This is a genomic window from Caulobacter segnis, assembly GCF_029543125.1.
GTDB lineage: Bacteria > Pseudomonadota > Alphaproteobacteria > Caulobacterales > Caulobacteraceae > Caulobacter > Caulobacter segnis_D.
Genome location: NZ_JARQWW010000001.1, coordinates 40393 through 64822 on the forward strand (window position 1 = coordinate 40393; position 24430 = coordinate 64822).

Consider the following 24430-nt stretch of genomic DNA (forward strand, 5'->3'; position numbering starts at 1 on the left):
CCGTTATCAGGATATTCAGGTGGCCGGCGCGCCTAGATGCGCTGGCCGGTCAGCTTCCACAGGGCCGGGCGGGAGACCGCCATGCCGATGACCAGCGGCGCCAGCAGGACGGCGGCGGCGCGGGGACCGAAGCTCTTGGCGCGCTTGATGAAGTAGCGGGCCAGGCCCATGCCCTTGTGGAACTCCACGAAGAGCGGGCTTTTCAGGCTGGTGTGGCCCAGGTGGACGACCTTGGCGGCCGGCTGGAAAAGGACCTCGCCGCCCAGCTCGCGGGCGCGCCAGCAGATGTCGATATCCTCCACATGGAGGAAGAAGCTCTCGTCGAAACCGTCCAGGGCCTCGAAATCCTCGCGGCGCATGGCGAAGCAGGCGCCGGAGATGGTCGGCGTCGGGACCGTCGCCGTGGGCAGCGGATCGGTGGTCTCGCGGTGGATTTCGTATCGCTTCAGGCTGCTGAAACGGCGCGACAGCTGGCCGAAAGACAGCAGACTGGTCCACGGGGTCACCTCGCCGCGGCGGGCGCCGCGCTGCTCGGTGCCGTCCTCGTTGATCACGCAGGCGCCGACCAGGCTGGGGATCGGCCGCCCTTTCAGCGCCTGGACCAGGCTGCGCACGCAGTCGGGCTGCAGGAAGGCGTCAGGGTTGAGGAAGACGACATGCCGTCCGCCAGCCGCCCGCGCGCCCATGTTGGCGCCCTTGGCAAAGCCGACATTGCCGTGCCCCTGCAGCAGACGGACCCGGGGATCGGCCCGCTCCAGGGTGCGCAGCATCTGCTCGTCCCGTTCGTCCGAGCCGTTGTCGACGATGATGAACTCATCGACCATCGGCTCGGCCAGCACCTGATCGATGCTCGACGCCAGGGCTTCGCCGGTCCGGTACACGACCATCACGACGGAGACGCCAGGCGTCACGGGCGTGGCGCCCGCGATCAATTCAGATACGGGACGAACAGAGACGTTCATGCAGGCTCCACCATTGCGCCGGTCCGAGCTGCCGGCCGCACGAAGGGTGCGGTCCGCAGGTCCGGCGGCGTGGCTTCGTCGGTCAGCGCGTTCACCGCGTCCGACAGCGACAGGATCAGTTGCCCCTCCCCGCCCAGGCGGCGGATCGCCACCTGGCCAGTCTCGGCCTCCTTGCGGCCGACCACGACAATGGCCGGAACCTTGGCGAGACTATGTTCGCGGATCTTGTAATTGATCTTCTCGTTGCGCAGGTCGGTCGTGACCCGCAGGCCGGCGGCCCGCAGCGTCTCGGCGACCTTGTTGGCGTAGTCGTCGGCGTCCGAGGTGATCGTGGCGACCGTCACCTGGGTCGGCGCCAGCCACAGCGGGAACGCCCCGCCGTAGTTCTCGATCAAGATGCCGATGAAGCGCTCGAACGAGCCCAGGATCGCGCGGTGCAGCATGACCGGACGCTGCTTTGAGCCGTCCTCGGCCACATATTCCGCGCCCAGGCGCTCCGGCAGGACGTAGTCCAGCTGGATCGTGCCGCAGGTCCAGGTCCGGCCGATGGCGTCCTTGACGATGAAGTCGAGCTTCGGCGCGTAGAACGCCCCGTCGCCCTCGGCGATGATCGGCTCCACGCCGGCCTTGCGGGCGGCGTTCAGCATCTGGGTCTCGGCCTTGTCCCAGAACTCGTCCGAACCGGCGCGCTGCTCCGGCCGGGTGGCCAGGGCGATGTGGTCGGTGGTCATGCCGAGTTCGGCATGGACGGTCTGGCAAAGCGTGATGAACTTCGCCGTCTCGTCTTCGATCTGGTCTTCACGGCAGAAGATGTGCGCGTCGTCCTGAGTGAAGCCGCGCACGCGCATCAGGCCATGCAACGAACCCGACGGCTCGTAGCGGTGACAGGCGCCGAACTCGGCCATGCGCAGGGGCAGGTCACGATAGGACTTCTGGCCGAAGTTGAAGATCTGCAGGTGGCCCGGGCAGTTCATCGGCTTCAGCGAGAGCTCTTCGCCCTCCACCGTCTCGCAGACGAACATGTTGGGGCGGTACTTCTCCCAGTGGCCGGACTTCTCCCAGAAGGAGCGGTCCAGGACCTGGGGCGTCTTCACCTCGATATAGCCGGCGGCGTCCAGCCGGCGACGCATATAGGCCTCCAGCGTGCGCCACAGGGCCCAGCCCTGCTTGTGCCAGAACACCATGCCCCGGCCTTCTTCCTGGATGTGGAAGAGGTCCATGGCGCGGCCGAGCTTGCGGTGATCGCGCTTCTCCGCCTCCTCGAGGCGGGTGACATAGGCTTCCAGCTCGGCCTCGGTGGCCCAGGCGGTGCCGTAGATGCGTTGAAGCTGGGCGTTGTTGTGGTCGCCGCGCCAGTAGGCGCCGGCCAGCTTGGTCAGCTTGAAGGCCTTGCCGATGTGCTTGGTCGAAGGCAGGTGCGGACCGACGCAGAGATCTTTCCAGTCCCCCTGCCAGTACACGCTGATCGCCTCCGTCTCGGGAAGATCGCGAATGATCTCGGCCTTATAGACTTCCCCGATCTGTTCGAAATGCGCGATGGCTTCATTTCGATCCCAGACCTCGCGACGAATTTTGTCATCGCGGTCCACGATCTCGCGCATCTTCGCCTCGATCTTGGGCAGATCGTCCAGGCTGAACGGCTCATCGCGGGCGAAGTCGTAGTAGAAACCGTCCTCGATGGCCGGGCCGATCGTGACCTGGGTGCCGGGGAAAAGCTCCTGCACGGCCTGGGCCAGGATATGCGCGGTGTCGTGACGGATGGTGTCCAGGACGTCGGCGGCGTCGCGGGTCAGCAGCTCGAACTTGCCGCCCTCGATCAGCGGGCGGTCGAGGTCGTACAGCTTGCCGTCCAGGCGCACGAGCACGGCCTTCTTCTCCAAGGACTTGGAGATAGAGGCGGCGACGTCACGGCCCGTGGCGTTCTTCGGATACTGACGGTGAGAACCGTCGGGAAACTCAAGGTCGATCATGCTTCACATTTCCATCGGCGTGATCGTTCGGCGTCTTCGCGCCCAACTGATTCACGCGATGTCGCAGGATTAACCGGCGGCGGATCGTAGCCCCATCCCCCAAATGGGTGACAACGGCAGATTCTCCGGAACGCCAGCCAAGAGCCTTTGACAGGTCCATGCCCTTTCAAGACCTGTGCCGCATACTCCGAACACGTCGGCATGTAACGACACCTTGGCCCCAAGAGAGGCGAAAGGATCGACTTATAGGCCTTTAAGGCACAGTCGATGGTGCGGTCGTAGAGGTTCATGCCGGCGCAGCCGTACAGTAATAACTTAACCCGTTATCGCAGATGCTGCGAAAGGATCAAGCGGCGCCGGCGCTGCTAGTTCGTGTTTTCGTCACGTCGCGGACATTCGACGCGGCCTGGACGGCCTCGACCGCGGCCTCGAACGCCAGCAGCGTCGAGGCGTGGCGGGCGGGATAATCCTTCACCGGCTCCAGCACGGAAAGCTCCGAAAACCGCCCCGTGGGAACGGGACCATTGGCCTTCAGCATAGCACGCAGCGCGTCGCGGGTCAGCGTCAGCTCGGCAAGATCGGTCCCCAGAACGTGCGCGCCCAGCACCGCGGCGGTGGCCTGGCCCAGGGCGCAGGCCTTCACGTCCTGCGCATAGTCGGCCACCCGCCCCTGCTCATCGAGGGTCACATCGACGATGATTCGGCTGCCGCACAGCTTGGCGACCTTCTCGGCGCTGCCTTGCGGCGCGGCCAGCCGGCCGGCGCGCGGCATGTCCGCCACCAGGGCGAGGACGCGCGCGGAATAGAGGTCGTCGATCATCGGCCTTATTTGGCGCTGACCTGGCGTTCCTGCCAGATGGCCTCGGCTTTTTGGCGCAGGGCCTCGCCCATGGCCTCGAAACCGGCCTTGATGGCCCCGCGCTGCTTCTTGATGAGAAAGCTGCCCAGGCCGGCATAGAGCTCCCCGTTGGAGAAGATCACGCCGTTGTTGCTCATCGCCTCGATCTCGAAATAGCGGATCGAGCGGACAAAGCCGTTCATGCCGCTGCGGCGCAGGTGGAGCTGCTCGTAGGGCACCCACTCCATCACCGTGGTCTCGAGCTTGTCGCCGTCGGCGTCGGTCAGAACCAGCGGCGCGCCGATGCGGATCGCGCCCTCCGCGCCGGGATACAGCGGATTCCACGACGCCCAGCCGGGCAGGTCGGCCAGCAGCTCCCAAACGACTTCGGCCGGAGCCTGGACGCCGATGCGGTGTTCGTACTTGAAGGTCATGGCGCGCCCTTTAGCACAGGACCCGTCAGGCGCGGAAACCGATCCCGCTTTCGCGCTGATAGATCACCAGATCCAGCGACGGGGCCTCATGTCCCAAGCGGGTCAACACGTCGTGCGCCTGCCCGCGATGGTGGGTCTGGTGGTTGAACAGGTGGGCCAGGGCCGCCCACAGGGGCTGAGCCACCTGCATCCCGTCGGCCTTGCGGGTCCAGCGGAAATCGGCGGCCAACTGCTCTTCGTCCAGCCGGGCCACGAAGTCGACCAGCTTGCCGTCCTCCACCTCCCGCGCCACGCGCAAGGCGCCGAAGTCGTCGAACAGAATGGTGTCGAGCGTCCAGGACGGCGCGGTGCGGCCATTGAACCGCGCGCCCCAGATGCGGTCGGTCAGAAGGATGTGGTTCAGCGCGCCATGCAGGGAGCGGAAGAACGCCCCCTGGTCGGACTTGTAGTCCGCGTCGGAGACCTTGGCGCAGGCCCCATACAGCGTCGCATTGGCCCAGGCGTTGTACCCGGCCATCATCCGGCAGTGCTCGTGCAGGCTCATCGAATACTCCCCCGCGCGGGAACAAAGCGGAGTCGCGCTTGGAGAACAAGCCGCCGCCACTCCTCCCCCGTGCAACGGGGGAGGGGGACCGCGATAGCGGTGGAGGGGGCGTGACTGGGCTCAGCGGATGGGGTCGCCCCCTCCACCATGCTGCGCATGGTCCCCCTCCCCCGCTTCGCAGGGGAGGAGTTTCTACTCCTTCAACCGCCAGGTCGCGCCTTGCGGGCCGTCCATGACCTCGACGCCCAGGGCGGCGATCTCGTCGCGGATGGCGTCGGCTTGCGCCCAGTCCTTGGCCTTGCGGGCTTCGAAGCGGGCGGCGATCAGGCCTTCGACCTTGGCCTTCAGGTCGTCGCCAGCGGCGCCCTGGAACCAGGTTTCGGGATCGGCCGTCAGGAAGCCCAGGGCGTTGGCCGCCTCCAGCAGCGCGGCGAGACGGCGCCGCGCCTGGCTGATCGAGGCTTCCTTGCGCTCCACGAGGGTGAGTTGCTCGCGCAGGTCACGGTAGAGCGAGAACAGGGCCGCATAGGCCGCCGGCGTGTTCAGATCGTCCGACAGGGCCTCATAGAACGCCTTCAGGTCACTTTCACGCGCGTCGTCCGGATCGTCCACGCCCAGACGCTTGGCGTCGAGCAGGGCCTGGTAGCAGCGGTCCAGCGCCTCGCGGCTCTGCTCGATCAGCTCCGGCGTCCAGTCCAGGGGCTGACGGTAGTGCGCGCTCAGCAGGGCCCAGCGGATCACTTCGCCCGGCACCTTCTTCAGCAGTTCGTGCGGCAGGATCACGTTGCCCAGGCTCTTGGACATCTTCTCCCCGGCCATGTCGAGAAAGCCGTTGTGCATCCAGTAGCGCGAGTAGGTCGGCAGGCCATGGGCGCAGCGGCCTTGGGCCAGCTCGTTCTCATGGTGAGGGAACTGCAGGTCGATGCCGCCGCCGTGGATGTCGATGGGCAGGCCCAGCTGCGCGTCGATCATGGCGGAGCATTCGATATGCCAGCCGGGGCGCCCCTCGCCCCACGGGCTTTGCCAAACGGGCTCGCCGGGCTTGGACGGCTTCCACAGCACGAAATCGGCAGGATGGCGCTTATAGGGCGCGACCTCGACCCGGGCGCCGGCGATCATGTCGTCCAGCGGACGGCCCGACAGCTGGCCGTAGTCCTTGAAGTTCTGGGTGTCGAACAGCACGTGGCCTTCGGCGGCGTAGGCCGAGCCGTTCTCGACCAGCTTGCCGATCATTTCGATGATCGCGCCCATGTGCTCGGTGGCCTTGGGCTGCAGATTGGGACGAAGCGCGCCGAGCGCGTCCATGTCCTCGAGATAGGCGGCGAGGTAGCGCTCAGTGATCACCGAGATGTCGACGCCCTCTTCCGCGGCCTTGGCGTTGATCTTGTCGTCCACGTCCGTGACGTTGCGCGCATAGACCACCGCGTCGTCGCCGAACTCCTTGCGCAGCAAGCGATAGAGCACATCGAAGACCACCACCGGGCGGGCGTTGCCGATGTGTGCGTAGCCGTAAACCGTCGGCCCGCAGACATACATCGTCACCCGATCAGGATCGGCGGGAACGAAGGTCCGCTTTTCGCGGGCCATGGTGTCGTACAGCTTCAGGGTCATAGGTGACGTCACGGCAGAGGTTGCGGAGGGGGTGGGGCGCCCCATATAGCTATCTGTCCGGCGCATGACCACGCTTAGAGCGACGCGCCGATGTGAAGGGTGGCACGCGTAATTCCGGGGCGACAGGCGCTCCGGCGCAACTCAGCCCTGGAAAGACCTCGACAGACATGGACGCTTCTACCCGCGAGCGAACCCTCATCGGCGTGCCCGGTGTTGATCTTGAACCCGTGAAGCGCCCGTCGCGCGAAGAGGCCATGGAGGCGGTCCGCACCCTGATCGCCTGGGCCGGCGACGATCCGCGCCGCGAAGGCGTGATCGACACCCCCAAGCGCGTCGTCGACGCCTATGGCGACTGGTTCTCCGGCTATCAGGCCGACGCCGCCAAGGAGCTGTCGCGCACCTTCGAGGACGTGCAGGGCTATGACGACCTCGTCATGCTCCGCGACATCGAGGTGGAGAGCCACTGCGAACACCACATGGCCCCGTTCCTGGGCCGGGCCTATGTCGCCTACATGCCGACCAACAGCGTCGTGGGCATCTCCAAGCTGGCGCGGGTGGTGGAGATTTTCTCCCGCCGCCTGCAGACCCAGGAGACCATGACCCAGCAGATCGCCGACGCCATCTGCGACAGCCTGAAGCCGGCCGGCGTGGCCGTGCTGATCGACGCCGAGCACCAGTGCATGACCACGCGCGGCGTCCACCACCGCGACGTGTCGACCATCACCACCCAGTTCCGCGGCGTCTTCAAGACCGACGCCGACCTGCGCCAGCGCTTCCTGGACTTCGTGAACCGGAAGTAGTTCAGGCGGTCTGGTCGATCTGATCCGATAGAGGCGCGTGCCGTCCGGTCCGCGCCTCTTTCACGTCCGCCTCCCTGGGCGGATGGACCAGCGACACCAGCACATAGGACAGCAGCATCAGCAGGTACCAGGCCCCGAGCTTCGAGATCGAAACCATGCGCCAGCCGTACTCCTGACTGGGATAGACCCAGGCGCGCCCGAGGGTGCCCAGGTTCTCCGCGAACCAGATGAACAGGGCCACCAGCAGCAGCCCCACCACCACCGGCATTCGCCGCATCTTCAGGTCGGGCGTGAAGGTGAACCAGCTGCGCCCGAAGATCACCAGTGACAGGACGTAAAGCCCAACCCGGATGTCCGGCAGGTAGTGGTGGGTGAAGAAGTTCAGATAGGCCAGCAGGGCCAGGATCCACGGCGCCCAGATCGGCGGGTAGTTGATGAACTGGATGTCGAACAGCCGCCAGATGCGGGCGATGTAGCTGCCGACGCAGGCGTACATGAAGCCGCTGAACAACGGCACGCCGCCGATCCGCAGCAGGCTCGACTCCGGGTAGATCCAGGAGCCGTGGGCGGTTTTGTAGATCTCCATGATCGTGCCGACCACATGGAAGATCGCGATGACCAGCGCCTCGCGCGGCTTCTCCAGGCCCAGGGCGATCAACCCGCCCTGGATGGCGATGGAGGCGATGACGAGGAAGTCGTAGCGGGCGAAGGGCGCATCCTTCGGCCACAGCAGCATGGTGCCGACCAGCAGCACCAGCATCACCGCCCCGAACAGGCAGGCCCAGGCCTGCTTCAGGCCGAACAGCAGGAATTCGTAGGCGTAGCCATGCCAACGGCCGCGCTCGGCCCAGGGCCGCGCCCAGCGGTCCATGTCCGCCACGCGGCCCTTGATGCGGTCGTTGAGGTTCATGCCGGCACGACGCTATCGCATCGCGGCGCGTTCAGCGCCATAAGCCTTGCATGACCAGCTTCCCGACCGCTCCCGACACCCATGCCCTGGAACGCGGCGACATCATCGCCCCGCGCTTCGACGCCAACGGCCTGGTGGCCGCCGTCGCCACGGACGTCCATACGGGCGAGGTGCTGATGCTGGCCTGGATGAACGCCGAGGCTCTGCGCCTGACCCTGGAGACAGGTGAGGCGCACTATTTCAGCCGCTCCCGCAACGCCCTCTGGAAAAAGGGCGAGACCAGCGGTCAGATCCAGAGGGTCGTCGAGCTGCGGGTGGACTGCGATCAGGACGCCGTCTGGATCAAGGTCGAGGCCCAGGGCGACGGCGGCGCCTGCCACGTCGGCTTCAAGTCCTGCTTCTACCGCGTGGCCGAGGACGGCCGCCTGGTGGAGCGGCCGTAGTCTTCGTTGTCTCGCCCGCGTCTTCCAAATCATCGCGGGCGAGTCTTCGAATTCTCCGTCAGATCTTGGCCGGCTTCTCGACCCCGCCGCCCTTCACCGGGGCGACCTGATAGGTGGCGATGATCCGCGTCTCGTACTGCGGCGAAGTGATGGTGGAGACCGCCATCAGATCCCCACGCGCGCTGTCGTTGGTCAGGGTCAGCAGCACGAAGCCCTTGGCGTGGGCGTCGCAGAACAGGACCTCCTTGTTGCGCTCCACGAACGCCTGTCCGATCGGCGCTTGAGGCAGGTAGTCGCCGAAGCCCGGGCTGGTGATCGACGAGGCGCCGAACTCCGCCGCCACCCGCTTGCCGGCGGCGTCATGCAGGTCGTTGACCCAGAAGGTGTGGCTGTCGCCGGCCAGAACAATCGGCGCGGCCTTGGCGGCGGCGAAGGCCGCATACAGCCGCTCGCGCTCGACGGGATAGCCGTCCCAGCTGTCGAGGTTGCTCGGCACATCGAAAGCCGACAGGGCCGTGGCCTGCGCCAAGCGGGTCTGCACGAACTCCGGCAGGCCGGCCTGCAGGGCGGCCCATTTCTCCGGCCCCATGGTCTTGGGCAGGTTCGGCGCGGCCACGCGGCCCATGACCACCTGGTTGCCCAGCACCTGCCAGGCCGTGCCCGACTTGACCGAGGCGGCCAGTTCGCCGGCCAGCCACTTTTCCTGCGTCTCGCCCAGCATGCGGCGGGACGGGTCCATCCACTTGGCGGCGAAAGCCTTCACGTCCGGCTTGCCGTCCACCAGGGTCAGGTCGGTGTCGTAGTCCAGCTGCTTGCTGCGGGCGGTCAGGCGGGTCTCGACCATCAGCAGGGTCGCCACATCACCAAACTGGAAGCTGCGCCAGGCGCCTTCGAGGCCGTTGGCCGTCTCGCGGATCGGCATCCACTCGTAATAGGCCTTCAGCGCGGCGGCCTTGCGGGCGGCCCAGTCGCCTTCGCCCTTGTCGGAATTGTGGTTTTCAGCGCCGCCCAGCCAGGCGTCATTGGCCGTTTCGTGGTCGTCCCACACCACAATCCATGGCGCGCGGGCGTGGGCCGCCTGCAGCTGCGGGTCAGCCTTGTAGTGAGCGTGACGCGTCCGATAATCGGACAGGGTGATGATCTCGTGCGGCGGCTGCGGCGTGCGGCCGATCTTCGAGCCCACGGCCATGCCGTAGTCCTCCGGGCCCGCCCCGTACTCATAGATGTAGTCGCCCAGGTGCAGCACAGCATCCACGCGCGGCAGGGCGGCGATGGCGCCATAGGCGTTGAAGAACCCGCCCGGGTACAGCGAGCACGAAGCCACCGCCAGCACCACGTCCTTGGTAGCGCCCCTGGGCAGGGTGCGGGTGCGGCCGGACACCTGCGCGGCCTGCGGCTGACCGGCGACGACCTGACGGAAACGGTACCAGTAGTCAGTGGCGGGCTTCAGGCCCGCCACATCCACTTTCGCCGTGAAGTCGCGGCCCGCATCCGTCGGAACCTGGCCCTGCGCGACGACGTGCTTGAACTCCGGATCGGACGCCACGTCCCAACGCAGGGCGATGGTCTCGGCGGTCTTCGGGTCCGCGGGCGTGGCCCGGGTCCAAAGGATCACCCGGTCGGCCAGCGGGTCGCCGGAGGCGGCGCCATGGTCGAAAGAAACCTTGCCGGCATAGGACTTCGGAGGCGTCACCGCGCCCGCCGGAGCAGCCGCGCCGAAACCCAGCAGCGCCAGCGCGCCTCGACGATTGATCTTCATGGTTTCCCCCTCGTTTTGGCCCGATGGTCCGACAGCTTGGGACAAAGAAAAAGCCCCCGTCGACGACAGGGGCTTTAGCTTCGGCCTATGACCGGTCCATGACGGACGCGGTTAGTTGAACTTCCAGGCCATCGACACGCCGTACATGCGCGGCGCGCCGGCGATGAAGGTCGGCAGGCCCAGGCTGTCGCCCGTGTTGCCGGCGTCGATGAGGTATTCCTTGTCCAGGGCGTTGTTGACGAACGCCTCCAGCACCAGCGGGTAATCGGCCGGCGTATAGGCCAGGCGCAGGTTCAACAGGCCGTAGGCCTTCTGCAGCTCGTCCTGGACGGTGTCGGCCACGAAGGTGCGCGGCGGGCGCTGATATTGTGGCAGGTCGTTGTTGTCGTCGAAGAAGATTTTCGAACGCCAGCTGTAGGTCGGGCGGAAGTCGAACTGGCCGCCCAGCGCGTCCACGCGGAACGAAGCGCCCAGCGACAGGGAGTGATCCGGCGACAGGCGGAAGTGATTGCCGTCATAGGCGCCGCCGTCGAAGCGGGCGTGGCTGTAGGCGTAGGTGCCGAACAGGTCGACATTCCCCGTCACCGCCCAATCCGCCTGGCCTTCGAAGCCGTAGGCCTTGGCCTTGCCGGCGTTCGTCGTGATGAACAGCGTCCCCTGCTGCTGGATGGTCTGGAAGTTGTCGTAGTCGAAGTAATAGACCGCGCCTTCCAGACGCAGGCCCTGCTCGCGCAGGTGCGTCTTCACGCCGATTTCGTAGCTGTCCACCGTCTCGGCCTCCACACGCTCGAAACGCGGGGCGGCGTACGGCGTGGCTGGCGACCCGGCCTGCATCACTTCCGGACGACGACCGCGAGCATAGGAGGCGTAGATGTTGGCGTCGTCCGTCAGGGCGTAGCGGCCGACCATGCGCCAGGTGAAGCTGGAGTCCTCGTTGTCCGCCGAGAAGGCCTGGCCGTTGCCGGTGGTCGGCTGGAAGGTCAGGCCGAAGTTTGGCAGTTGAGAAGTCGGGATCTGCTGCACGATCGGCAACTGCAGGGCGGTGACGATGCCGTTGGCCAGGGCCAGGTTGGCCGCGGTTCCGCTCGCCGCCAGTTGGGCCGCGCCGATGACGCCGCCCAGGACGGAGCGGCCGCCGAAGGTGGCCGAGGAGAAGGTGGTGGTCTTCTCGTCGCGGGTCCAGCGCAGGCCGGCCGACAGCTCCAAGCGCTCGGTGGCGCGGAAGGTCACGTCGCCGAACACGTCGATGCTGTCCAGGTCGCCGCGGTTGATGGCGCCTTCCTGGTGGTTCGGGCGCAGGTTGGCGGCGATGGCCGCGGCCTGGGCCGAGGTCAGCAGCAGGCGGTTGCCGCTGAGGCCCGCCGCGATGCCCTGCACCAGGGCGCCGGTGAAGGCGGTGTTGTTGAACACGGCGGCGGGGGCCGGGGTGGTCGGCGCGAAGCCCAGGCCCGCGGCGCCGGCGTTCAGTTGGCCCGTCAGGACCGCCAGGCCCATGCGCTCGTCGAACTGAACGGGCGTGCGCTGGCTGCCGTCTTCATGGAAGAAGTCGCCGCCGAAGAAGCCGGTCCAGCGGCCGCCAGCGTCGTAGTTGATGCGGAGCTCCTGGCTCCACTGGTTGCCCTTGCCGTGGTTCAGACCCGTGAGGATCGGCAGAGCCAGACCATCCGGATCATAGACCTCCTTGGATTCGAACTGACGCCAGGCGGTGATCGAGGCCAGGGTCAGGCTGTCGGTCAGCTCATAGTTCACCAGGGCGGTGGCGCCCTGCACGGTGCGGTCGACGCCCAGGTCGCCCACGCCGAAGCTGGCCGGAGAAGCGAGAGCCGCCGGCTCCCAGGCCTTGCGGCCGGCCAGGACCTGGCCGGTCAGCGGGCTGGCGGGCGAGAAGCCGCCGGACTTGAAGGCCGTGCCGGTCGGATTGTCGTTCTGGTAATTGTAGATCAGGTCGGCGCTCAGCTTGCCGCCCGAGCGGTACGACAGGGTGCCGCGCAGGGCATAGGTGCTGATCGAGTTGAAGGCGTCACCGCCCAGGGCGTTGTCCACATAACCGTCGCGTTCGCGCAGACGACCGGCGAGACGCACCGCGAATTGCTCGTTCAGCGGCAGGTTCACGTAACCTTCGGCGTTCACCTGGCCGTAGTCGCCGCCGCCCAGCTTGGCCCAGGCGGACATGGCCGACGGATCAGCCTTGGCCTGGATCAGGTTCACCGCGCCGATCATGGCGCCGCGGCCGTAGAGGGTCGATTGCGGGCCCTTGGCCACTTCGACGCGCTCCAGATCGAACAGCTCGATGTAGGAGCCTTGGGCCTTGGAGATCGAGACGCCGTCCTGGAACACCGACACCCGTGCCTCGGCGGTGGCTTCGGTGGAGTCCGAGGTGATGCCGCGCATCACGAAGCCCGGATTGTTCGGCGACTGGTCCTGGACCAACAGGCCCGGCGTGAAGCGCGAGAGCTGCTGGAAGTCCTGCACGCCCAGCTTTTCCAGGCGGTCGCCGCTATAGGCCGTCAAGGCCATCGGCACGTCGATCGCGGCCTGTTCGCGCTTCTGCGCAGTGACGATCAGCTCGTCGATCAGGTCGTTGTTCTGCGCGTGAGCCGCTCCGGCGAAGAGCGCGGAGAAGCTGACCGCCGCCAGCAGGCTGGTTTGGAACGGACGCATCTATTATCCCCCTGGGTAACCGAGAAGCGGCGCAACGGCCGGCTGCTCCCGGTTCTGCAATTTGGTTGTGACGCCTATATGAAGAACCGCGATGCGCGAAGACCTGCCTGAAGACGAAACCGATTTCGAAGTCCGGCTGGTGCAGATTGGTGACGGCGCAATCGGCGACAGGCTGGACAAGGCCTTGGCCGCCGCCGTTCCTGATCTCTCTCGCGCGCGCCTTCAGGCGCTGATGGCTGACGGGCTGATCCGCCGCGACGGCGCGCCTGTCACGTCCGGCTCGGCGAAGGCCGTCGTCGGCGTGTACGAAATCCTCATCCCGCCCCCGGCCCCGGCGGAGCCTTTGCCGGAAGCCATCCCGCTCACCGTGCTGTTCGAGGACGAACACCTGATCGTCATCGACAAGCCGGCCGGCATGGCGGTTCACCCAGCGCCGGGCACAGACAGCGGCACCCTGGTCAACGCCCTGCTGCATCACTGCGGCGACAGCCTGTCCGGCGTCGGCGGCGTGGCGCGCCCGGGCATCGTCCATCGCCTGGACAAGGAGACGTCGGGCGTGATGGTCGCCGCCAAGTCCGACGCGGCGCACCAGGGCCTGTCCAAGCTGTTCGCCACGCACGACATCGACCGCGTCTATGTGGCCTTGACGCGCGGCGCGCCGCATCCATCGAAGGGGACCGTCGACACCCTGATCGGACGCTCCAGCAGCGACCGCAAGAAGATGGCCGTGCTCAAGAGCGGCGGTCGCCAGGCCATCACCCACTACGCGGTGGAGAAGAGCTTCGGCCCGCAGGAAAAGCCTTTGGCCGCGCGGGTGTCCTGCCGCCTGCAGACCGGCCGCACGCACCAGATCCGCGTCCACATGGCGTCCAAGGGCGCACCCTGCCTGGGCGATCCCGTCTATGGGTCCGGCACGCCCGCGCCCGTAGTGCGAGAAGCGATCGCCAGCGCCGGACTGACACGCCAGGCGCTGCACGCGGCGGTCCTGGGCTTCGTCCACCCCATCACGGGTGAGACCCTGCGCTTCGAGACGTCCCTGCCCGCCGATATGGCGGCGCTGGAAGCCGCGCTCGGCACGCTTTGACGATCATGCTGCACCGCACTGTTCGCAGGTGCGAGGTGGGCCTATAGTTTCCGCCAACAACGAGAAGACGCAGGGGAGAGAGACCTTGGCGGAAGCCCTGATCCTGGCTGGATTGACCGATCTGCTTCGCGAGGCGGCGGAAGGCGCGAAGGCTTTCGTCCGCGCCGCCAAACCCGCCGTGAAGGCCCGCATCAGCGTAAACGGCAAGATCGACCGCAAGCTGGCGGACGACGAGCAGCACGCCGTCCACGGCTTCGGCTGGTACGCCGCCTATGCGGAGCTCATGACCCAGGTGGCCGAGTGGGCCGCCAACCTCGACGACGAGGGCCGCTTCGGCGAGATCGAGTCTCTTCTCGCCCAGCTTTTGTTCGCCGAGTACGCCAGCCAGTTGGTCGGCGGCATTCCGATGAACCAGGGGGAGATCATCCGGCCCTCTGACCTCGGCGTCGGCGACGATGCGGTGGAGCACCTGTTCACCCCCGCCCTGACCGTCTTGCTCTCCCAAGGCGGCGGCCAGGGCGTGAAGACCCGTCTGGCCCGCCGGCTGGCCGAGGCGCGCGGCCGCGCCACCCTGGAGAACACCGGACTCGACGAAACCTTCGAAATGATCCGGGACCAGTTCCACGCCTTCGCCCAGGAGAAGGTCGTTCCCCACGCTCACGAGTGGCATCTGAAGGACGAGCTGATCCCCCTGGAGCTGCTGGAGGAGCTGGGCCAACTCGGCGTCTTCGGCCTGACCATTCCCGAGGAGTACGGCGGCTCCGGCCTCGGCAAGACCGCCATGTGCGTGGTGTCGGAAGAGCTGTCTCGCGGCTGGATCGGCGTCGGCTCCCTCGGCACCCGATCGGAGATTGCCGCCGAGCTGATCCTGACCGGCGGCACCGAGGAGCAGAAGAACGACTGGCTGCCGGTGATCGCCTCGGCGGAAATCCTGCCCACCGCCGTCTTCACCGAGCCGAACACCGGCTCCGATCTCGGCTCGCTGCGCACGCGCGCCACGCTGGAGGGCGGCCAGTACGTGGTGACCGGGAACAAGACCTGGATCACCCATGCGGCCCGCGCCGACATGATGACCCTGCTGGTCCGCACTGATCCGAACACCACCGACTATCGCGGCCTGTCCATGCTGCTGGCGCCGAAGATGCGCGGCGACGAGGACGAAGCCTTCCCTACCCCAGGCATGACCGGCGGGGAGATCGGCGTCATCGGCTATCGCGGGATGAAGGAGTACGAGATCGGCTTCGACGGCTTCACCGTCCCGGCCGAGAACCTGCTGGGCGGGGTCGAGGGCCAGGGCTTCAAGCAACTCATGGCCACCTTCGAGAGCGCCCGCATCCAGACCGCCGCCCGCGCCATCGGCGTGGCGCAGTCGGCCATGGAGACCGGCCTGTCCTACGCCCTGGACCGCAAGCAGTTCGGCAAGGCGATCTTCGAATTTCCCCGCGTCCACAACAAGCTGGCCATGATGGCCGCGGAGATCATGGGCGTGCGGCAGCTGACCTATTTCGCCGCCCGGCGGAAGGACGACGGCGAGCGCTGCGACCTGGAGGCCGGCATGGCCAAGCTGATCGCCGCGCGCATGGCCTGGGCGGCGGCGGACAACGCCCTGCAGATCCACGGCGGCAACGGCTTCGCCGTGGAATACGCCGCCAGCCGCCTGCTGGCCGACGCGCGCATCCTGAACATTTTCGAGGGGGCCGGGGAGATTCAGGCCCAGGTCATCGCCCGCCGTATGCTGGAGGACTAGGAGCCTGTCCACGTAATCGTTTTGACGATTGAAGTTGGACTGAGGCGGGAAGGTTGATGCAGGCGAATGGGGGCCTCAGCCCGCTGCCCTGGCCAGTTTGAGCAGGTTGTGGGCGGTGCAGATGAGGCTCCACTCGGCCTTGGCCTTTTGGAAGCCCCGAAGCAGGAACTGCCTGAACCCTCTGGCGTGCTTGATATGGCCGAAGACCGGTTCGACGACCTGCTTTCGCAATCGGTAAGGCGAGGCGCGTCCGGCGCGTCGAAGCTTGTCGGCCATGGCCGCCATCAGGGGAGACGTCTTGAAGTCGCGCCTGGTTTTGCGGTTCGGCGCCAGGTAGGCGCGGATGCGCCGCTCCTCGAGGGCGGCCAGATTGGCCTCGTTGGCGAAGCCGCTGTCGGCTGAGACGAGCTTGAGCTTGCGGCCCAGATTGCTGCGGGCCTGATCCACCAGGGGAATGAGCGCGCCATAATCGGCCGGATTGGTCGCCAGCCTCTGGGCGACGATGACCTGGCCGTTGTAGCCGGCGATGAAGCCGTCCCTGGTCGGCTGTATGCGGCAGTCGGGATCGGTGAAGTTGCGCTGGGCGTTGGGCGGCGGGCCGCCGTCCTTGGCGCGCCTGGGCCTGCCGCGGTTCTGCATGCCAGAGGACGGACCCGGACCGTCCGGATCGCGGTCATCCGGATGCTCGGCCGCCTCCGCCTCCAGCTCGGCGCGCGCCTTGAGGATGCGCTCCAGCCGCTGCTGCTTGTCGGCCATCCAGGCCGGCGTCTCGTCGCCGCGCCGGTCGGCCCCATGGCGCACGTCGTCCAGCTCGTCGGCGACCCTGGCCTTGCGCATCCATTCGGCCACCTGACGCTGCAGCTCCACCTCGGTCTGCTTCATGCGCCCATAGCTCATCGCCTTGTGGCGTGAGGCGTTGGCCTTCAGCTTGGTCCCGTCCGCCGCCACGTGGCCCAGCCCCACCAGACCCGCGGCCTGGCAAAGCTGCAGCACCTGCACGAACAGACCCTCCAGGGCCTTCAGGTGGCGCAGGCGAAACTGATTGATGGTCCGAAAATCGGGGCGGTTCATCCCGGTGACCGCCATGAAGTCCACCCGCTCCTCGCAGGCCCGGGCCAGCTTGCGCGAGGAGTAGACACCTTGGGCGTACCCGTAGAGCAGCAAAGCCGTCATCATCCCGGGGTGGAACGGCGGGTAGCCCCGACCCTCCGAATAGGTCGACAGGATCGCCGACAGATCCAGCCCTTCCCGCACCGTGTCCCGCACGAAGTGCGAAAGGTGATCGGCAGGCACGAACTCATGGATCGACGGCGGCAGCAGCCACGTCTGGTCCACATCCCACGCTCGAAACGTCTTGCTCATGGCCTGAGTGAATCAGGCCAAATCCCCGCCGTCGAGCCGATTACGTGGACAGGCTCCTAGCTCGCCTTGGCGGCGAAGCCCCTGGCGATCATTTCGACCTGACGGGCGAAGAGGCCCATGATCTCGGCCTCGCCGGCGCCGTGAGCGACCATGCGGAAGTTCCAGGCGTAGGCCCCGGCCACGGTGTCGACAATCAGGTCCACATCGACGTCCGGCGAAACCTCGCCCCGCGTAATGCCGTCCAGCAGCACCTGGCGCATATGGCCGAGCAGGCGCTGGTTATGCCCGAAAGGCCGCGCGCCCGGCGCGGGGTACGGATCGAAGGCGAGGCCGATATGGGCCAGCATCACCTTCGGCCGCTGGGAGTCGAAGCTGAAGATCACGCGCATTACCCCGACCAGCCGGTCGGCGGTCGAGCCCTCGAGCTCGGGGATGCGGCGTTCAAGCTCCTGGTAGAGCCCCTCCTCCGCCCAGTCATAGACCACGTGCTGAAGCACTTCGGCCTTGGAGGCGAAGGTGGTGAAGACGCCACCGATCGACACGCCCGCCCTTTCGGCGATGACGCGGATGGTGGCGTCCTCATAACCGATCTCCGCGAACAGCTCGCGAGCGGCCTTAAGGACCTTCTGGCGCGTGGCCAGCTTCTGCGCCTTACGGATGCCCAGGGGCTGATCCATCGGACTTAGGGCCGAGCGCCCCGCAGAAGCATCGACAGCTGCGACGACAGACGAGCCGTCAGCTGCTCAACGCCCAGTTCGTCGAACACGGCGCGGCGGTAGTTGACCAGATACAGGTCCCACACGGTGTCCAGCAGCAGGCCCAGATCGACCGTCTTGGCGATCTCGCCGTCGGCCACGCCGCGCTTCAGCGCCGCTTCGACCAGAGCCAGGAGCGGCTTCAGGGCCGCGCGATGCTCGTTTTCGTTGTTGGCGTCGCGGGTCCAGGACGCGGAGATCACGGCCTGAACCATCGGCAGCTGCTTCAGATAGAGGCTGTAGCCCGCGCCGAACATGCCCAGCAGCACCTGCTCGACACCCTTGGCGTCGGAAGCGGCGGCGGACATCTGCTCGTGGAGTTCCTCCAGGTCGCCCTTGATGATGGCGTCGAACAGCTCGCTCTTGTCCGCGAAGTTCGCGAACACGGCGCCAGTCGACATGCCGGCAGCCTGGGCGATGTCACGGATGGTGGCGCCTTCATAGCCGCGCTGAATGAACAGCGTGCGGGCGGCTTCCAGGACTTTCTCGCGCGTGCGCTGCTTGGCGATCGTGCGGCGGTTGACCTTGACCGGAGGAGCTTCGGACTCGGCCTCGATGGTGAGGGGTTCGTAGCTCATGAGGTGAAGACGAGCGCGAAGCGGGTCGCGTCCTTATGACGGTTCATATCTCTGCTTTAATCCTTGGCGGCCGGTTACACCCGACCCGTTCAGCCCCACAGCCAAGCCAAGAACTAACACCTAACAGCAATTTTTGCAAATTTCGTTGAACATGTTCTCTGAAATTTGAAGAGGCATGCTCGTGGCGCGGCGAGGGCCGTGGCAGTACCATGACGCAATGGACACGCTTTTCCTCATCCTCGTTCCGATCGCCCTGCTTTCCGTGCTCGGCGTGCTCGGCATCGGCCTCTACACCCTGGCGCGCGGCGGGGCTGGATCGTCCGCCCGCTCCAACAAGCTGATGCAGCTTCGGGTGGTCCTGCAGGCGGTCGCCGTCGGCGTCGTGCTGGCGGCGGTCTGGATCAAGAGCCGCTAGGCGTGGTCACGCTCAACCGCATCTATACGCGCACCGGCGACAAGGGCATGACGCGCCTGTCCACCGGCGCGCCGGTCAGCAAGGCCTCCTTGCGGGTCGAGGCCTATGGCGCGGTGGACGAGACCAACGCCTGCCTTGGACTCGTGCGGCTGCACACGGCGGACGACGCCGTGCTCGATCCGATCCTGGGCCGCATCCAGAACGAGCTCTTCGATCTGGGGGCCGACCTCGCCACCCCGGAACAGCACGGCAAGCCGGACTGGGAGCCGCTGCGCATTCTCGATAGCCAGGTCACGCGGCTGGAAGGCGAGATCGACGAACTGAACGCGGCGCTGTCGCCGCTCAACTCCTTCGTCCTGCCGGGCGGCACGGCCACGGCGGCCTATCTGCACCAGGCCCGCACGGTCTGCCGGCGGGCGGAGCGCCTGTGCGTGGCCCTGATGGCCGAGCCGGGCGAGATCGTCGGCGAACCGGCGCTGAAATACCTGAACCGCCTGTCGGACCTGCTGTTCGTGGCCTCGCGCCACGCCAACGACAAGGGCGCGGGCGACGTGCTCTGGCGGCCGGGCGCGACGCGTTAGGCGCTTACTTCTTCGGCGGGGCCGCCGGGGCGGCTTCCTCGGCCGGGGCCGGCTCGGCGGGGGCGTCCGGGATCGACTGCGGCGCGACCTTTTCGGTCGTGTTCGGGTCTTCAGCCTGGAATGGCTTATTGGGCCGGCCGGTGATCATGTAGAGCGGCACGGGCACGGCGCAGGTGCGCGTCGCCGGATCCCACCAGTTGCCCTTCAGCTCACAGCGCTTGCCCGGCCACACCCAGAAGACGTGGTAGACCAGCACGGCGGCGCAGCTGACGGCGAAGATGACCAGAAAGATGATCTTCAGGCGGGTGAGGAACCGGTTCATGGGGCTCGCCTTTAGTCGGCCGGAACGCGCTTTTCTAGGGGCGAAGCGCCGCGGACGCCGGTCTTTCGCCACAAACCTGACGTTGACGCTAACGGAAGCTTGCAATGCGCGCCGGAGGCTTTAATTCCGAAAGAGACGCAGGAACGCTTAGTAAGTCAGACAAAGAGGCTGAACCCTATGAAGGTGCTGGTCCCGGTCAAACGGGTGATCGACTACAACGTCAAGGCGCGGGTCAAACCCGATCAGACCGGCGTTGATCTCGCCAACGTGAAGATGTCCATGAACCCGTTCGACGAGATCGGGGTCGAGGAAGCCGTCCGCCTGAAGGAAAAGGGCGCCGTTGAAGAGATCGTCGTGGTCTCCATCGGCCCGGCGCAGGCCCAGGAGACGATCCGCACCGCTCTGGCCATGGGCGCCGACCGCGGCATCCTGATCCAGACCGACGCCGATCCCGAGCCCCTGGCGGTGGCCAAACTGCTGAAGGCCGTCGTGGGCGAGGAAAGCCCTGGCTTCATCATCATGGGCAAGCAGGCCATCGACGGCGACAACAACGCCGTGGGCCAGATGCTGGCCGCCCTGCTCGACTGGCCGCAGGCCACCTTCGCCTCGAAGGTCGAGCTGTCGGGCAAGTCCGCCAAGGTCACCCGCGAGGTCGACGGCGGCCTGCAGACCCTGGACGTGGACCTGCCGGCGGTGATCACCGCCGACCTGCGCCTCAATGAGCCGCGCTACGCCAGCTTGCCTAACATCATGAAGGCCAAGAAGAAGCCGATCGACACCAAGTCGCCCGCCGACTACGGCGTCGACGTCGCGCCTCGCCTCAAGGTCCTGAAGGTCACCGAACCGCCGAAGCGCTCCGCCGGCATCAAGGTCGAGACCGCGGCCGACCTCGTGATGAAGCTGAAGAACGAAGCGGGGGTGCTCTAATGGCCGTTCTCGTCATCGCCGATCACCACGAAGGCGTGGTGCGCGACACCACAAACAAGACCGTCACCGCCGCCCAGGGCTTCGGCGGCGACATCGACATCCTCGTCGCCGGCAAGGGCGTGGACTCGGCGGCCAAGGCCGCGGCCGGCATCGCCGGCGTGCGCAAGGTGCTGACCGCCGACAGCGACGCCCTGGGCCAAGGCCTGGCCGAGGCGTTCGAAGCCACGGTCGTTCCGCTGGCCGCCGGCTACGACGCCGTGCTGATCCCCTCGACCTCGCAGGGCAAGAACGTCGCGCCGCGCATCGCCGCCAAGCTTGACGTCTCGCTGATCAGCGACATCATCGAAGTGGTCGACGCCAAGACCTTCGTGCGCCCGATCTACGCCGGCAACGCCCTGGAGACCGTCCAGACCAGCGACGCCAAGGTGGTCGCCACCGTTCGTCCCACCGTCTTCAAGGCCGCGGCCGAAGGCGGTTCGGCCTCGGTCGAGAAGGCCGGCGCCGCCGGCGCTCCGGCCCACACCCGCTTCGTCTCGGAAGAGATGGTCAAGTCGGACCGCCCGGAACTCGGCGCCGCCAAGATCGTCGTCTCGGGCGGCCGCGCCATGGGTTCGGCTGAAGAGTTCCAGCGCGTGATCGAGCCCCTGGCCGATCTGCTGGGCGCCGCCGTCGGCGCCTCGCGCGCCGCCGTGGACGCCGGCTACGCCCCGAACGACTACCAGGTCGGCCAGACCGGCAAGGTCGTCGCCCCGTCGCTGTACATCGCCGTCGGCATCTCGGGCGCCATCCAGCATCTGGCCGGCATGAAGGACTCCAAGGTCATCGTCGCCATCAACAAGGATGCCGACGCCCCGATCTTCCAGGTCGCCGACTATGGCCTGGTGGCGGACTACAAGACCGCCATTCCGGAACTGACCGAGGCCCTCAAGGCCGCCGGCAAGTAAGACTTCTCCACCGCTGGAGACCTAAGGCCCGGAAGGCGACTTCCGGGCCTTTTTGCATGCGCGCCCGGCCTGCTTGCCGACTCGGGCGAACACCCGCACAAATGGTTAATGGCCCTTACGCCGCTCAATAACGCGTCCTTCCTGCGCCAGCCGACCGGTCGGCCGGACGGCGACGCTGCGGCGCGCGGCAGGCCTGCCGTCAGCACTCCAGCGCCCGAGACCACCGCTCGCGCGCCGCTGCCGTCGGAAACCGCCACGCCGGAGCAGCTGGCCCGCCAGCAGCAACGCGGCCTGGCCGCCACCAAGGCCTATGACGACGCCGCGCCGGCCGAGACGCTCTACGCCACGGTCCGCGCCGGCGCGGAGGTGATCGCCGAAATCGCCAACAGCGGCGCGGTCACTTCGCGCGGCTCGGCCCTCACCCTCGGCGGTCCGGACGAGCGCGGCCTGCTGGGCCCCGAACTGGCCGCCCACCGCGCCGACAAGATCGCCACGGCCTACGGCGCCAAGGTCGAGATGGCGGCCACCGCCCAGACCCAGGAACAGTACGAGGACGAGGTCACCGCCCGCGCCCTCGCCCCCCGCCGCGAGGTCGGCGCCTACGCCAAGACCTATCAGTCCGGCGAGGACGCCGCCTGGTGGAAGAAGGACGTCTAAGGCCAGGCCGGAGACAAGCTCCGAAGTCCGCTCATTGTCGCCTCCCCAGGCCCTGTGCCTTGGGTCCCTGGTTCAGCGGCCAGGGCGTTGGCGGGCGGCTGGCTCTGAGCAAGCGGATGCAGGGACCCTCGCCACAAAGCTCCGCCGTTTCTGGGCCCTAGGCACAAGGCCTAGGGTGACGGAGTTTGGGAAAGGCAGCAGTCACCCGCCCTCAGAGGTGCGAGGGGATAGCCGAAGCAGTCGCACCAAAGAGAAAAGACCCGGAGGCGTTCTCCGGGCCTTTCTTTTGATCGTCAGCGGGGGCTTTCAAGGACTAGCCCCTCGGTCCAGCGCAACTCGTCCTTGTGGACGGGATTGGGCAGGACGCCATGGGCGCTAAGAGTCAGGACGAGCGTGCTCACGCCCGCGATCAGCAGGATCTTCATCACACCATCACCTATGGAAAGAACGTGGGTCAGCGGCGCGCCGTGACCCGAACATGCCTCCGCATGGGGTTCGTTGACCAACGATAGGTTTTCGATGGAGATGTGAGGCGAACTAACAACTATATGGCGGGATAATCCGCGGCCTAGTCCCGATCCGGCGCCCCCAGCGGGAAGTAATAGCGGAAGCGCCGTGCGTCATCGACCGCGCGAGCGAAGGACGGGCGTTGCAGCAGGCGCGCGCGATAGGCCAGCAGATCGGCGTAGCGCTCGGGGATCTCGTAGGTCCAGTCGGCGTAGAACAGCGAAGGCGCCGCGGCGCAGTCCGCCAGGGTGAAGGCCTCGCCCACCGCCCAGGTGCGTCCCTGCATGCGCTGATCCAGCCAGGCATAGCTGGTGTCGAGCATCTTGCGCGCTTCGTCGACGCCATAGGGATCACGGCTCTCGGCCGGGCGCAGGGCGTCGTACACAAACTTGCCCTGGGGTGTCATGACGTAGTTGTCGAAGAAGCGGTCGAGCATCCGCACCTCAAGAGCGAGGTCGGGGTCTTGGGGGATCAGCTTCACCGGCCCCGCGTGATGGGCTTGCAAGTGCTCGATGATGATGGACGCCTCCATCACCACGCGGCCGTTGTCGCGCAGGATGGGGAAGCGCTTCATCGGCCACAGGGACGCCAGCTCCTCGCCGACGCCTTCGTCCTCCAGCATCCGATAGGTGAAGGGGATGTCATTCTCGTAGAACGCGATGAGCGCCTTCTGGCAGTAGGACGAGAAGGGGTGAGCGAAGAGTTCGATGGTCATGCGAAGGCCGGAGCCTCTCGCCCCTCGATCAGGGCGACAAGGTTCTCCACGTGCCAGGTCGTGCCGTGCTCCCGGCCCTTCACCGCCTCGCCGCCGCCGCTGAAGTAGCTGCCCTGTTCGGTGTGGATCAGCCGGGTGGTGTCGCCCTCGGCCCGGAACTCCAGCGTCATCAGGGAGACCGATAGCTTATCGTCGTTATGGAAGAGGTCGTAGACGAGGATGATCCGCTCATTCTCGACGATGTCGTGATAGGTGGCCTGGAAGTCGCTCACCATGCCGCTGGGCCAGCGGGCGCGGAACCGCTCCACGCCGCCGACGCGGAAGTCGAAGTCGCGGTTCAGGGTTTCGATGTCCGACGGCGTCTTGAACCAGGCGCTCTTGGCCTCAAGGCTGGAATAGGCCGCGAAGACCCGCGCGGGTGAGGCCTTCAGCACCCGTTCGATCGTGAACATGGCGTTGGTGATGCTCATTGATCCCCCTCCTGAGGGGCGGTTTGGGCCAGATAGGCCTCCAATTGATCGTATTGCTGCTCCCAGAAGCGCTTGCGCTCGGCGATCCAGCGCTCGACCTGGGTCATGACGCCGACGTCCAGGGTGCAGGTGCGCACGCGGCCCACCTTCTCGCTCTTCACCAGCCCGGCCTCTTCCAGAACCTTCAGGTGCTGGGTGACCGCCGACAGGGTCATGGGCAGGGGCTTGGCCAGCTCGCTGACCGAGGCGGGGCCAAAGCTCAGGCGCTCCACCATCGCCCGGCGTCCGGGATCGGACAGGGCGTGGAAGGCGAGGTCGAGCGGCGCGGCTTGATACTGTAGCATTCACTTAAGTGTTCATGCGGCCGGAGAAGAGTCAAGCGCCGCCAGGACAGGTGGAGACAGACCGCCCCCTCTCTGTGTCCGATCAGTCCC

27 protein-coding genes are annotated in these 24430 nt (G+C 66.7%); 9 read left to right on the plus strand and 18 right to left on the minus strand.

The features are described 5' to 3' along the window. Positions 1-32: 32 nt before the first annotated feature. The 7 genes from P7B02_RS00200 to cysS form a co-directional block, all read right to left on the minus strand. Positions 33-962: a glycosyltransferase family 2 protein gene (locus P7B02_RS00200; RefSeq protein ID WP_277784281.1), complete on the minus strand. Its 930-nt coding sequence runs from the start codon at positions 960-962 to the stop codon at positions 33-35. Then, positions 959-2932, minus strand: a complete 1974-nt coding sequence (gene thrS / locus P7B02_RS00205; RefSeq protein ID WP_277784282.1) for a threonine--tRNA ligase — start codon at positions 2930-2932, stop codon at positions 959-961. The genes P7B02_RS00200 and thrS overlap by 4 nt, the downstream gene beginning before the upstream one ends. Beyond that, positions 2929-3222 (minus strand): membrane protein insertion efficiency factor YidD, encoded by a 294-nt coding sequence (gene yidD / locus P7B02_RS00210; RefSeq protein ID WP_277784283.1) that lies wholly within the window; start codon positions 3220-3222, stop codon positions 2929-2931. Before yidD ends, thrS begins: the two co-directional genes overlap by 4 nt. A gap of 56 nt (positions 3223-3278) precedes the next feature. After that, on the minus strand, positions 3279-3752 hold the full coding sequence (locus tag P7B02_RS00215; RefSeq protein WP_277784284.1) for an iron-sulfur cluster assembly scaffold protein: 474 nt from the start codon (positions 3750-3752) through the stop codon (positions 3279-3281). Between the two features lie 5 nt (positions 3753-3757). Beyond that, the gene (locus P7B02_RS00220) at positions 3758-4204 is read right to left on the minus strand and encodes an SRPBCC domain-containing protein (RefSeq protein WP_277784285.1); all 447 of its coding nucleotides are present in this window, start codon (positions 4202-4204) and stop codon (positions 3758-3760) included. Between the two features lie 25 nt (positions 4205-4229). Continuing rightward, on the minus strand, positions 4230-4748 hold the full coding sequence (locus P7B02_RS00225; protein ID WP_277784286.1) for a DinB family protein: 519 nt from the start codon (positions 4746-4748) through the stop codon (positions 4230-4232). A 192-nt stretch (positions 4749-4940) separates the two neighbouring features. After that, positions 4941-6359 (minus strand): cysteine--tRNA ligase, encoded by a 1419-nt coding sequence (gene cysS / locus P7B02_RS00230; RefSeq protein ID WP_277784287.1) that lies wholly within the window; start codon positions 6357-6359, stop codon positions 4941-4943. 167 nt (positions 6360-6526) lie between these two features. Here cysS and folE point away from each other — a divergent pair, with 167 nt between their 5' ends. Continuing rightward, positions 6527-7159 carry a GTP cyclohydrolase I FolE gene (folE, locus tag P7B02_RS00235; RefSeq protein ID WP_277784288.1) on the plus strand — a complete coding sequence of 211 codons (633 nt, stop codon included), beginning with the start codon at positions 6527-6529 and terminating at the stop codon, positions 7157-7159. Between the two features lies 1 nt (position 7160). On the opposite strand, the gene P7B02_RS00240 is transcribed toward folE, so the two are convergent. Then, positions 7161-8069 carry a DUF817 domain-containing protein gene (locus P7B02_RS00240; RefSeq protein ID WP_277784289.1) on the minus strand — a complete coding sequence of 303 codons (909 nt, stop codon included), beginning with the start codon at positions 8067-8069 and terminating at the stop codon, positions 7161-7163. A gap of 50 nt (positions 8070-8119) precedes the next feature. Here P7B02_RS00240 and hisI point away from each other — a divergent pair, with 50 nt between their 5' ends. After that, positions 8120-8512, plus strand: coding sequence for a phosphoribosyl-AMP cyclohydrolase (gene hisI, locus P7B02_RS00245; RefSeq protein WP_277784290.1), 393 nt, complete (start codon positions 8120-8122; stop codon positions 8510-8512). Positions 8513-8570: 58 nt separating this feature from the next. On the opposite strand, the gene P7B02_RS00250 is transcribed toward hisI, so the two are convergent. Together P7B02_RS00250 and P7B02_RS00255 are read right to left on the minus strand one after the other, a co-directional pair. Beyond that, on the minus strand, positions 8571-10271 hold the full coding sequence (locus P7B02_RS00250; protein ID WP_277784291.1) for an alkaline phosphatase D family protein: 1701 nt from the start codon (positions 10269-10271) through the stop codon (positions 8571-8573). A 111-nt stretch (positions 10272-10382) separates the two neighbouring features. Further along, positions 10383-12932 (minus strand): TonB-dependent receptor, encoded by a 2550-nt coding sequence (locus tag P7B02_RS00255; RefSeq protein ID WP_277784292.1) that lies wholly within the window; start codon positions 12930-12932, stop codon positions 10383-10385. A gap of 91 nt (positions 12933-13023) precedes the next feature. On the opposite strand from P7B02_RS00255, the gene P7B02_RS00260 reads away from it, so the two are divergent. Beyond that, positions 13024-14016, plus strand: a complete 993-nt coding sequence (locus tag P7B02_RS00260; protein WP_277784293.1) for an RluA family pseudouridine synthase — start codon at positions 13024-13026, stop codon at positions 14014-14016. 43 nt (positions 14017-14059) lie between these two features. Continuing rightward, positions 14060-15763 carry an acyl-CoA dehydrogenase family protein gene (locus tag P7B02_RS00265; protein ID WP_431355788.1) on the plus strand — a complete coding sequence of 568 codons (1704 nt, stop codon included), beginning with the start codon at positions 14060-14062 and terminating at the stop codon, positions 15761-15763. Between the two features lie 75 nt (positions 15764-15838). On the opposite strand, the gene P7B02_RS00270 is transcribed toward P7B02_RS00265, so the two are convergent. The 3 genes from P7B02_RS00270 to P7B02_RS00280 are packed head-to-tail and all read right to left on the minus strand — an operon-like array spanning position 15839 to position 18458. Next, positions 15839-17125 carry an IS1182 family transposase gene (locus tag P7B02_RS00270; protein WP_277784295.1) on the minus strand — a complete coding sequence of 429 codons (1287 nt, stop codon included), beginning with the start codon at positions 17123-17125 and terminating at the stop codon, positions 15839-15841. A 56-nt stretch (positions 17126-17181) separates the two neighbouring features. Continuing rightward, a complete protein-coding gene (locus tag P7B02_RS00275; RefSeq protein ID WP_277784296.1) occupies positions 17182-17802 on the minus strand; it encodes a TetR/AcrR family transcriptional regulator in 621 nt (206 codons plus the stop codon). 5 nt (positions 17803-17807) lie between these two features. Beyond that, the gene (locus P7B02_RS00280; RefSeq protein ID WP_277784297.1) at positions 17808-18458 is read right to left on the minus strand and encodes a TetR/AcrR family transcriptional regulator; all 651 of its coding nucleotides are present in this window, start codon (positions 18456-18458) and stop codon (positions 17808-17810) included. Between the two features lie 217 nt (positions 18459-18675). Between P7B02_RS00280 and P7B02_RS00285 the strand changes: the two genes are divergently transcribed. Together P7B02_RS00285 and P7B02_RS00290 are read left to right on the plus strand one after the other, a co-directional pair. Further along, positions 18676-18873 carry a twin transmembrane helix small protein gene (locus tag P7B02_RS00285; protein ID WP_277784298.1) on the plus strand — a complete coding sequence of 66 codons (198 nt, stop codon included), beginning with the start codon at positions 18676-18678 and terminating at the stop codon, positions 18871-18873. A 2-nt stretch (positions 18874-18875) separates the two neighbouring features. Continuing rightward, positions 18876-19454, plus strand: coding sequence for a cob(I)yrinic acid a,c-diamide adenosyltransferase (locus P7B02_RS00290; protein WP_277784299.1), 579 nt, complete (start codon positions 18876-18878; stop codon positions 19452-19454). 4 nt (positions 19455-19458) lie between these two features. Here the strand turns inward: P7B02_RS00290 and P7B02_RS00295 are convergent, their stop codons facing one another. Continuing rightward, complete coding sequence (locus tag P7B02_RS00295) at positions 19459-19776, minus strand: hypothetical protein (protein ID WP_277784300.1); 318 nt, start codon at positions 19774-19776, stop codon at positions 19459-19461. 177 nt (positions 19777-19953) lie between these two features. On the opposite strand from P7B02_RS00295, the gene P7B02_RS00300 reads away from it, so the two are divergent. The 3 genes from P7B02_RS00300 (at position 19954) to P7B02_RS00310 (ending at position 22304) form a co-directional block, all read left to right on the plus strand. Beyond that, the gene (locus P7B02_RS00300) at positions 19954-20703 is read left to right on the plus strand and encodes an electron transfer flavoprotein subunit beta/FixA family protein (RefSeq protein ID WP_277784301.1); all 750 of its coding nucleotides are present in this window, start codon (positions 19954-19956) and stop codon (positions 20701-20703) included. Continuing rightward, complete coding sequence (locus tag P7B02_RS00305) at positions 20703-21647, plus strand: electron transfer flavoprotein subunit alpha/FixB family protein (RefSeq protein ID WP_277784302.1); 945 nt, start codon at positions 20703-20705, stop codon at positions 21645-21647. Before P7B02_RS00300 ends, P7B02_RS00305 begins: the two co-directional genes overlap by 1 nt. A gap of 108 nt (positions 21648-21755) precedes the next feature. After that, entirely contained in the window at positions 21756-22304 is a 549-nt protein-coding gene (locus P7B02_RS00310) for a hypothetical protein (protein WP_277784303.1), read from the plus strand. Positions 22305-22597: 293 nt separating this feature from the next. On the opposite strand, the gene P7B02_RS00315 is transcribed toward P7B02_RS00310, so the two are convergent. From P7B02_RS00315 to P7B02_RS00330, 4 genes are all read right to left on the minus strand, one after another. Continuing rightward, complete coding sequence (locus tag P7B02_RS00315) at positions 22598-22729, minus strand: hypothetical protein (RefSeq protein WP_277784304.1); 132 nt, start codon at positions 22727-22729, stop codon at positions 22598-22600. A gap of 143 nt (positions 22730-22872) precedes the next feature. After that, a complete protein-coding gene (locus P7B02_RS00320) occupies positions 22873-23526 on the minus strand; it encodes a glutathione S-transferase family protein (RefSeq protein WP_277784305.1) in 654 nt (217 codons plus the stop codon). Next, positions 23523-23996, minus strand: coding sequence for an SRPBCC family protein (locus tag P7B02_RS00325; RefSeq protein WP_277784306.1), 474 nt, complete (start codon positions 23994-23996; stop codon positions 23523-23525). The genes P7B02_RS00320 and P7B02_RS00325 overlap by 4 nt, the downstream gene beginning before the upstream one ends. Further along, positions 23993-24340, minus strand: a complete 348-nt coding sequence (locus tag P7B02_RS00330) for an ArsR/SmtB family transcription factor (RefSeq protein ID WP_277784307.1) — start codon at positions 24338-24340, stop codon at positions 23993-23995. Before P7B02_RS00330 ends, P7B02_RS00325 begins: the two co-directional genes overlap by 4 nt. Between the last annotated feature and the right edge of the window lie 90 nt (positions 24341-24430).

What these genes read in the sequence shown, in the direction of transcription:
- P7B02_RS00250 (WP_277784291.1), bottom strand. Translation starts at nt 10,271, where the DNA reads ATGAAGATCAATCGTCGAGGCGCGCTGGCGCTGCTGGGTTTCGGCGCG.
- thrS (WP_277784282.1), bottom strand. Translation starts at nt 2,932, where the DNA reads ATGATCGACCTTGAGTTTCCCGACGGTTCTCACCGTCAGTATCCGAAG.
- cysS (WP_277784287.1), bottom strand. Translation starts at nt 6,359, where the DNA reads ATGACCCTGAAGCTGTACGACACCATGGCCCGCGAAAAGCGGACCTTC.
- P7B02_RS00330 (WP_277784307.1), bottom strand. Translation starts at nt 24,340, where the DNA reads ATGCTACAGTATCAAGCCGCGCCGCTCGACCTCGCCTTCCACGCCCTG.
- P7B02_RS00300 (WP_277784301.1), top strand. Translation starts at nt 19,954, where the DNA reads ATGAAGGTGCTGGTCCCGGTCAAACGGGTGATCGACTACAACGTCAAG.
- P7B02_RS00200 (WP_277784281.1), bottom strand. Translation starts at nt 962, where the DNA reads ATGAACGTCTCTGTTCGTCCCGTATCTGAATTGATCGCGGGCGCCACG.
- yidD (WP_277784283.1), bottom strand. Translation starts at nt 3,222, where the DNA reads ATGAACCTCTACGACCGCACCATCGACTGTGCCTTAAAGGCCTATAAG.
- P7B02_RS00240 (WP_277784289.1), bottom strand. Translation starts at nt 8,069, where the DNA reads ATGAACCTCAACGACCGCATCAAGGGCCGCGTGGCGGACATGGACCGC.
- P7B02_RS00325 (WP_277784306.1), bottom strand. Translation starts at nt 23,996, where the DNA reads ATGAGCATCACCAACGCCATGTTCACGATCGAACGGGTGCTGAAGGCC.
- P7B02_RS00220 (WP_277784285.1), bottom strand. Translation starts at nt 4,204, where the DNA reads ATGACCTTCAAGTACGAACACCGCATCGGCGTCCAGGCTCCGGCCGAA.
- P7B02_RS00270 (WP_277784295.1), bottom strand. Translation starts at nt 17,125, where the DNA reads ATGAGCAAGACGTTTCGAGCGTGGGATGTGGACCAGACGTGGCTGCTG.
- P7B02_RS00275 (WP_277784296.1), bottom strand. Translation starts at nt 17,802, where the DNA reads ATGGATCAGCCCCTGGGCATCCGTAAGGCGCAGAAGCTGGCCACGCGC.
- P7B02_RS00295 (WP_277784300.1), bottom strand. Translation starts at nt 19,776, where the DNA reads ATGAACCGGTTCCTCACCCGCCTGAAGATCATCTTTCTGGTCATCTTC.
- hisI (WP_277784290.1), top strand. Translation starts at nt 8,120, where the DNA reads ATGACCAGCTTCCCGACCGCTCCCGACACCCATGCCCTGGAACGCGGC.
- P7B02_RS00255 (WP_277784292.1), bottom strand. Translation starts at nt 12,932, where the DNA reads ATGCGTCCGTTCCAAACCAGCCTGCTGGCGGCGGTCAGCTTCTCCGCG.
- P7B02_RS00285 (WP_277784298.1), top strand. Translation starts at nt 18,676, where the DNA reads ATGGACACGCTTTTCCTCATCCTCGTTCCGATCGCCCTGCTTTCCGTG.
- P7B02_RS00310 (WP_277784303.1), top strand. Translation starts at nt 21,756, where the DNA reads ATGGCCCTTACGCCGCTCAATAACGCGTCCTTCCTGCGCCAGCCGACC.
- folE (WP_277784288.1), top strand. Translation starts at nt 6,527, where the DNA reads ATGGACGCTTCTACCCGCGAGCGAACCCTCATCGGCGTGCCCGGTGTT.
- P7B02_RS00280 (WP_277784297.1), bottom strand. Translation starts at nt 18,458, where the DNA reads ATGAGCTACGAACCCCTCACCATCGAGGCCGAGTCCGAAGCTCCTCCG.
- P7B02_RS00215 (WP_277784284.1), bottom strand. Translation starts at nt 3,752, where the DNA reads ATGATCGACGACCTCTATTCCGCGCGCGTCCTCGCCCTGGTGGCGGAC.
- P7B02_RS00260 (WP_277784293.1), top strand. Translation starts at nt 13,024, where the DNA reads ATGCGCGAAGACCTGCCTGAAGACGAAACCGATTTCGAAGTCCGGCTG.
- P7B02_RS00305 (WP_277784302.1), top strand. Translation starts at nt 20,703, where the DNA reads ATGGCCGTTCTCGTCATCGCCGATCACCACGAAGGCGTGGTGCGCGAC.
- P7B02_RS00225 (WP_277784286.1), bottom strand. Translation starts at nt 4,748, where the DNA reads ATGAGCCTGCACGAGCACTGCCGGATGATGGCCGGGTACAACGCCTGG.
- P7B02_RS00320 (WP_277784305.1), bottom strand. Translation starts at nt 23,526, where the DNA reads ATGACCATCGAACTCTTCGCTCACCCCTTCTCGTCCTACTGCCAGAAG.
- P7B02_RS00315 (WP_277784304.1), bottom strand. Translation starts at nt 22,729, where the DNA reads ATGAAGATCCTGCTGATCGCGGGCGTGAGCACGCTCGTCCTGACTCTT.